Here is a 6,890-nt window from a genome sequence, read left to right as displayed (position 1 = left end):
TCGTTTTCATCGTCGCCGTCATCTTCTGGAGCGGATTCGTCCTGGGTGCCTACAGCGGTGGCCATCACGGGCATCACTGGGACGGTTCTCGTCACGCGTCGATGTCTTCGCTCTACGCCCCGGAGTTAGCTTCAGAGGGCACTTTCACCGCGTAGCGCACCAATCGCGCCTTCGCGGTGTGGCCGTTGTCTCGCACGCGCACATTGTTCGATCTCTCGCGGTCGAACCACGTATTCACACGGCGAGCCCAAAGGCTTGCGCAAATCCATAGCTGCGAGCTATTCGACCGATTCCGGTTGGAGCGGTTAGTAATCCAGACGCGGCGTCCCAATCGATCCGCGTAGTCGGTCTGATCACCCAGCTCGCAGTGTGCTTGCTTCGGCGAGCCGACCGCGACGGGCCTCGGGAGTTCGGCCAACACAAGTCGGACGGCGCTCCTGACGAAAAGGAGTGCCGTTCGAAGCAACAACCACGTGGTTACCAAAGCGTGCATGATGCGCTGTGAAATGTGGCCTCGGCGTCAGGAGACATTTCCCCGCCTGACGCAAGCCCACCGCGCTGTGCCCAGTTGATGGGCCTTGCGTCGCGTGGGTACCTCGACAGCATCGACCCGATATCCGCCCGACATCGACGGGCCGATCGAGGCGCGTCGACGTGCAGTGGCTGAGTTCCGAGCGCTGCACCGGCAGTTACCTGCGTCGCCTGTCCCTCGGTGAGGACATCGACGCCGACCACATCGCCGCCACCTATCAAAACGGGGTGCTGACCGTAACCCTGCCGGTGGCGGCACGAGCCAAGCCGCGCCGCGTCGAGATCACCGCCCGGGCAAGTGAGGAAACAACGGTCATCGAGCCCAGCGACTCAGCCGACCAGCACACCACGACCTAACCTCACCTCTCTTCACCGGACGGGGTCCAGGCGGGTTATGCCGCCGGGCCTTGACAGTTGCTGATGCTCATTTCGCATCGAGGGCGCTGCGCCATACTTTGATGTCGGAAACTGCGCAGGTTCTGCGCAGCCTTGTGAGACGAACCCGCAGTTCACAGCCTGAGTGCCCGGACCTCCGGGTGCCTGAATGCCTCCCCGAGTTCGTATCTGTCCTGTGGCACTTGGACTGTAATTTGTGCTTACTCCGGTCTGAAAGTGCGGAGGTAGTGCGCAACTGCACGCCACCAAATGCCACACAGCGCAGGAGGTTATGTCAATGTCACCCGATCCCACCGCTCAGATCGCCGCCCTCGGGATCGAGCCCACATACTCGGCCCGGGAGGCTGCAGCCATGCTCGGGCGCTCCTACAGCTGGCTGGACCAAGGTCTCCGTGACAACAAGTTCACCCTCCCTGACGGCACCAAGGTTGAGCCGAGGCGAACGGCAGGCCGCTACCGGCGCTTCAGCCTGGCGATTCTTGAGGACATTGCTCTTGAGTTGCTACCGGCACGGTTTGTTCCCGATGGAGAAGCTGAGCTTCACGTACCACGAATTGCTTATGGCCGCACACCGCGCGACCGGCGAGTACAAGATCCCAGGCTGAACTTGTTGTCTCCCGACTACACGACAGGGCGGCGATGCACTGGTCCGGCAAACGGTTTGCTGGCTGCTGGTGGTTCCGGTCCCAGCCCGCAGGGAACCCGCAGCAGAATTTCCGGCGGCTTCCGGCAACCCGCAGACCCAACGCTCTGACCTGGGCCTTCCGGTACGACCGTCATAGCTTGAGCCGCCAAACGCCCAGGAATTCTCGTTCGCATCGAGTAGGTCAGGGGTTCGATTCCCCTTAGCTCCACAGTTTTTGGCCGATTTTCAGAATTCCTATTTGTAGGCGGGCACGTCACGTCAGCTTTCCCGTCAACTGGCGAACCAAAAAGGGGGCCTCCTGCCCTCTCCTCGCACCCGCACGGACCGCATTGACGGTTCAAGCGCATGTCGCGCTGCCAGGGTGGTACGCCCAATCCGTATGACTGCCGAGGACCGGCGTCCGGCTTTACGCGGTTGTATTGAGCGTCAATTACCGTGGGTAAGTGCCAGACGTGACGCTACGGACGATGGGAGTCGAGGAGGAATTCCATCTCGTCGATCTCAAGACCAGACGCCTGACCGCACGAGCGCCGGAACTCTTGGCCGAGTTGTCCGACAGCTACGTGGCCGAGCTTCAGCGGTGCGTAGTCGAGATAAACAGCGAGGTCGTCGACACGCTCGATGGGCTGCGGGCCGATCTGCAAAGACACCGAAAAACTCTGGCCGATGCCGCAACGAAGCTCGGGATCGGCGTGGTCGCAGCGGGGGCGGTGCCGTTGTCGGTGCCAGCTGAGATGCAGGTCACTCAAACCCCGCGCTACCGGCAGATGCTGGCGGACTACCAGCTGCTGGCCCGCGAACAGCTCATCTGCGGTACCCAGATACACATTGGCGTCGACGACCGCGACGAGTCGGTTGCGGTCGCCAGCCGGGTTGCGCCGTTCGTGCCGACTCTCCTTGCCCTGAGCGCAAGCTCACCCTTCTGGGCCGACGGGTCCGACACCGGCTATTCCAGTGGGCGGACCTTGGTGTGGCAGCGATGGCCGACGACGGGCCTGGCAGCGCCAGTTTCGTCGGCGGCCGAATTCGACCAGCTGGTCGCCGACCTGGTCAGCAGTGGCGCGATCGCCGACAAAGGCATGGTGTACTTCGACGTCCGGCCTGCGGTCGAGGCGCCGACCCTCGAGCTTCGGGTCTGCGACAGCTGCCCTTCGCTAGACACCATCGTGCTGATCGCTGGACTGTTTCGGGCAATGGTCGAACGTGAGACGGAGGGATTGCGCGCAGGGGTGCCCGCCCTGGCGATCTCCGCACCGCTGGGTCGCGCGGCGCTGTGGCGCGCCGCCCGCTCCGGGCTCGAAGGTGACCTCGTTGACGTGACGGGGCCGCAGGGCCGGCCCGCCGTGGAAGTGGTGACGGAACTGCTGCGGCTGGTGCGTCCACAATTGGAGGCGGCGGGGGACTGGGACGTGGTCAGCCAGCTGGCCGACGGAGTGCTGATCGCAGGCACTTCAGCCGCGCGGCAGCGCAGGGCACTGCGCAGGCGCGGTCGCCTCACCGACGTCGTCGACCAATTGATCGATGAAACCGCGGGCCACTGGCCCGACGCGGCAGCCGCAGTCACAGAGGACCCCACGCTGCTCTTCGGCTATCACCCCCACCGCGTGTTCGATCCCGTCGACAAGCGCGCGCCGAGCTACGACGAAGCGGTCGATACCGAGGGTCTGCCTCGGCCCGCATACGACGAGATTCTGCGGTCCGTCGCCGGCATGGGGGTGGCCGTGCTGCGGGCCCGCGAGAGCTACGTCGAAGAGGATCAGCGCGCCGAGAACATCACCTTCCGTGTCAGCGGCCAGAGCCGTGCGCAGGTGTTTCCGCTGGACCTGATGCCGCGACTCATCGCGGCCGACGAGTGGGCGGACCTGAAAGCAGGGCTGGGGCAGCGAGCAAAGGCGCTGAATGCCTTCCTACGTGACGTCTATTCCGAGCAGGCCATCGTGCGCGACGGTGTGGTTGCGGTACATGCGCTGGATCGGGCGCCCGCGTTCCGATCGGCGGGCCGATTGTCGCGGGACGCGGTGCGCGCACACATCTGCGGCACCGACCTGGTGTGCGACCGTGCCGGGAACTGGATGGTGCTCGAGGACAATCTGCGCATCCCGTCGGGGATCGCGTACGCCGTCGTAAATCGCCGGCTGTTGACCAAACATCTCCCCGAAGTAAAACGACCTCTCGCGATCGCCGACGTCGACTTGGTGCCGGCGATGCTCCTGGAAACGCTGCGAGCGTCAGCGCCCGCGCGATGCGAAGACCAACCATCGTTGGCGCTGCTCTCCGGCGGCTGGGATGACTCAGCTTGGTTCGAGCACACCTTCTTGGCGGCCGAGCTGGGCATTGCACTGGTGCAGTCCTCCGATTTATCCGTGTCTGATGGAAAACTGTTGCGGCACAGCGGTTCCAACGTTCGCCCAGTCGACGTCGTGTATGCGCGGATGGACGAGGACATGCTGCTGTCGTCCACCGGCTACGACGGCGCTCCGCTCCGACCCGGCCTACTCGACGCGGTCGGCGAAGGCACGTTGACCATCGCCAACGCGCTCGGCAACGGAATCGCGGACGACAAGGCGATTTACACGCACGTGCCGGCGATGATCGAGTACTACCTCGGCGAGCAACCGATACTCGCGCAGGTGCCCACATGGGTCTGCGCCGAACGGGACCAACGCGATTATGTGCTCGACAACATCGCTGAACTCGTGGTCAAACCCATCGACGGATTCGGAGGAATCGGCGTCCTCATCGGTCCGGAAGCGACGGAAGAAGCACTCGAGGCTCGTCGACGCGAACTGCTGAGCCAGCCCGAGCGTTTCATCGCCCAGGAGACGATCGCGCTGTCCACCCATCCGACGTTCGACGGGGAGGGCATGTACCCTCGGCACGTTGACCTGCGAGCGTTCGTGCACCTGCGTCCCGACGCTACGGATCACGTGACGGCCGAGGTCATGCCTGCCGGATTGACCCGGGTGGCGGCCCACGGGTCACGGATCGTCAACTCCTCGTCGGGTGGCGGCAGCAAGGACACCTGGATACTTACCGGGGACGACCCACGTCATCAGGCATCGACGTAGGGGAACGGAACACAACGTGTGTGGTATCTGCGGGGAACTCCGCTTCGACGGTCGGTCTGCCGACGTCGGCGCGGTGGCCCGGATGACTGATGCGATGGAATCTCGGGGCCCGGATTCAGACGGCGTCGTGGCCCAGGGACCCATCGCACTCGGGCACCGACGGTTGTCGATCATCGACCTGTCCGCGTGCGGCGCCCAGCCGATGGTGGACAGCGAGCTCGGACTCACGTTGGTGTTCAACGGCTGCATCTACAACTACGAGGACTTGCGCACGGAGCTGGAAGCCATCGGTTACCGGTTCTTCTCGGCAGCCGACAGCGAGGTGGTGATCAAGGCGTTTCACCGGTGGGGCGCCCGATGCGTGGACCGCTTCAAGGGGATGTTCGCCTTCGCGATCGCCGACCGTGCGACGGGTGTGGTGACCCTCGCCCGTGACCGACTCGGGATAAAGCCGTTGTACCTTGCCGAACGACCGGGCCGGCTGCGGTTCGCCTCCACCGTGCGCGCCCTGCTGAAGGCCGGAGACGTCGACACTGAACTGGACCGTTCGGCGCTGCACCACTACATGAGCTTCCATTCGGTGGTTCCCGCGCCCCGCACCATGTACCGCGGTGTGCGCAAGCTGCCGCCGGCGACGGTACGGGTGATACAGCCGGACGGTTCGCACGCCGACACCGTCTACTGGACACCGGTTTTCGAACGTGATCCGGGTCGCGCCTCATGGAGTCCTCGCCACTGGCAGGACGCGCTCTTGGACGCTCTGCGCACCGCGGTGGTGCGGCGCATGGTCGCAGACGTCCCCGTGGGCGTCCTGCTCTCAGGTGGCATCGACTCATCGATCGTCGTCGCCCTTCTGGCCGAGCAGGGCCAGCGTGGACTGGCCACGTTCTCGATCGGCTTTGACTCCGTCGGGGGCGAATCCGGAGACGAATACTTCTACTCGGACCTGGTGGCCAAGACGTTCGACACAGATCATCACCGCATCCACATCGACAGTTCCCGGCTGCTGCCCGCGGTGTCGGAGACCATCGCCGCGATGAGTGAGCCGATGGTCAGTCACGACTGCGTGGCCTTCTATCTGCTCTCCGAGGAGGTCAGCAAGTCGGTCAAGGTGGTGCAGTCCGGTCAGGGCGCCGACGAGATCCTCGCTGGTTACGACTGGTACCCGCCGTTGGCGAACGTCGCTCGCGCGCAGACGACCGAGGCGTACGCCAGGGTGTTTTTCGACCGGGGCCACGCCGACGTGCTGGACATCTTCACTCCTGAATACGCTGTGACCGAGGAAGATCCGAGTTGGGAGTTCGTCAGGGCCCACCAGAGCGGCCGGGGCGCCGAGACCGCCGTCGACGCGGCGCTGCGGCTGGACACCCAGGTGATGCTCGTCGATGATCCGGTCAAGCGAGTCGACACCATGACGATGGCGTGGGGTCTGGAGGCCCGGGTGCCGTTCCTCGACCACGACTTCGTGGAACTCGCCGCGACCTGTCCTGCCGAGCTGAAACTGGCGTCCGGGGGCAAGGGCGTGCTCAAGGATGCGTCGCGAGCGTTGTTGCCCCCCCAGGTGATCGACCGCACCAAGGGGTACTTCCCCGTGCCGGGCATCCGTCATCTGCACGGCGAGATCATGGACATGGTGCGTGACTCGCTGACCAACGACGCCGCGCGGTCGCGCGGCCTTTACCGCGGGGAAACTCTGGATAGGCTTCTGGCCGCACCGAACGATACGCGGACCACCTTGGGCGCCAACGCCTTATGGCAATTGGCGGTGCTGGAGATGTGGCTGCAGAGCATGGACGAGCGTTGATGGCGCTACGGATTCGCGCAGCAACGGCGGATTCGCTGTTACCAGATGCGACAGTGTTTGCGTACCTCGTCGACGAAGGCGGCTACCTGCGTGCCGTCCAGGGCTTCCTGCGCGGTTGGCCCGCCAGTTCATCACGCGATGCGGAGCTCCCCGTCGAAGGCAGGTCACCAAGGTCATACACTCCGCCGACGGTTACTGGCTGGCCTGTGAGGTCGCGCATACCCAGATGTCGGGGTTGACAACCGATCCCGACGACCGCGACGCCCACCGTATCGACTATTGGCCGCCCCGTTCTCCAGAGGACAATGGGACCGTTGTGCGTGACGCCGCGGTGAGCAGGACGGTAGCTGGTCAATTAACGTCGGCGCGATGAGCCAGCCGTTCTCAGGGTCCAGGTCGACGGCGAGCGGCTGCGCGGGCAGCTGTCATCGGGGATGTGGATCGC

Annotated in this window: 4 protein-coding genes and 2 pseudogenes; all 6 read left to right on the top strand. The window is 64.5% G+C overall.

The window, feature by feature from the left end; genetic code table 11:
• The first annotated feature begins 558 nt into the window (after window positions 1-558).
• Complete coding sequence (locus QOC76_RS28460) at window positions 559-888, top strand: Hsp20/alpha crystallin family protein (protein WP_526362845.1); 330 nt, start codon at window positions 559-561, stop codon at window positions 886-888.
• A gap of 316 nt (window positions 889-1,204) precedes the next feature.
• On the top strand, window positions 1,205-1,681 hold the full coding sequence (locus QOC76_RS28455) for a DUF7229 domain-containing protein (RefSeq protein WP_526362831.1): 477 nt from the start codon (window positions 1,205-1,207) through the stop codon (window positions 1,679-1,681).
• Between the two features lie 335 nt (window positions 1,682-2,016).
• Window positions 2,017-3,105 (top strand): annotated as a pseudogene (locus QOC76_RS28450) (carboxylate-amine ligase); the annotation flags it as partial.
• A 177-nt stretch (window positions 3,106-3,282) separates the two neighbouring features.
• A complete protein-coding gene (locus QOC76_RS28445; protein WP_526362843.1) occupies window positions 3,283-4,641 on the top strand; it encodes a circularly permuted type 2 ATP-grasp protein in 1,359 nt (452 codons plus the stop codon).
• A gap of 16 nt (window positions 4,642-4,657) precedes the next feature.
• The gene (locus tag QOC76_RS28440) at window positions 4,658-6,445 is read left to right on the top strand and encodes an N-acetylglutaminylglutamine amidotransferase (RefSeq protein WP_526362829.1); all 1,788 of its coding nucleotides are present in this window, start codon (window positions 4,658-4,660) and stop codon (window positions 6,443-6,445) included.
• Window positions 6,445-6,746, top strand: a pseudogene (locus QOC76_RS28435) (S9 family peptidase); the annotation flags it as partial. The gene QOC76_RS28440 and the pseudogene QOC76_RS28435, both read left to right, overlap by 1 nt.
• Window positions 6,747-6,890 lie beyond the last annotated feature (144 nt).

The organism is Mycobacterium sp., from assembly GCF_032159565.1.
In the GTDB taxonomy this organism is placed as follows: domain Bacteria; phylum Actinomycetota; class Actinomycetes; order Mycobacteriales; family Mycobacteriaceae; genus Mycobacterium.
The sequence above is the reverse complement of the archived record's forward strand: the minus strand, read 5'-3'. Positions and strand labels throughout refer to the sequence as shown.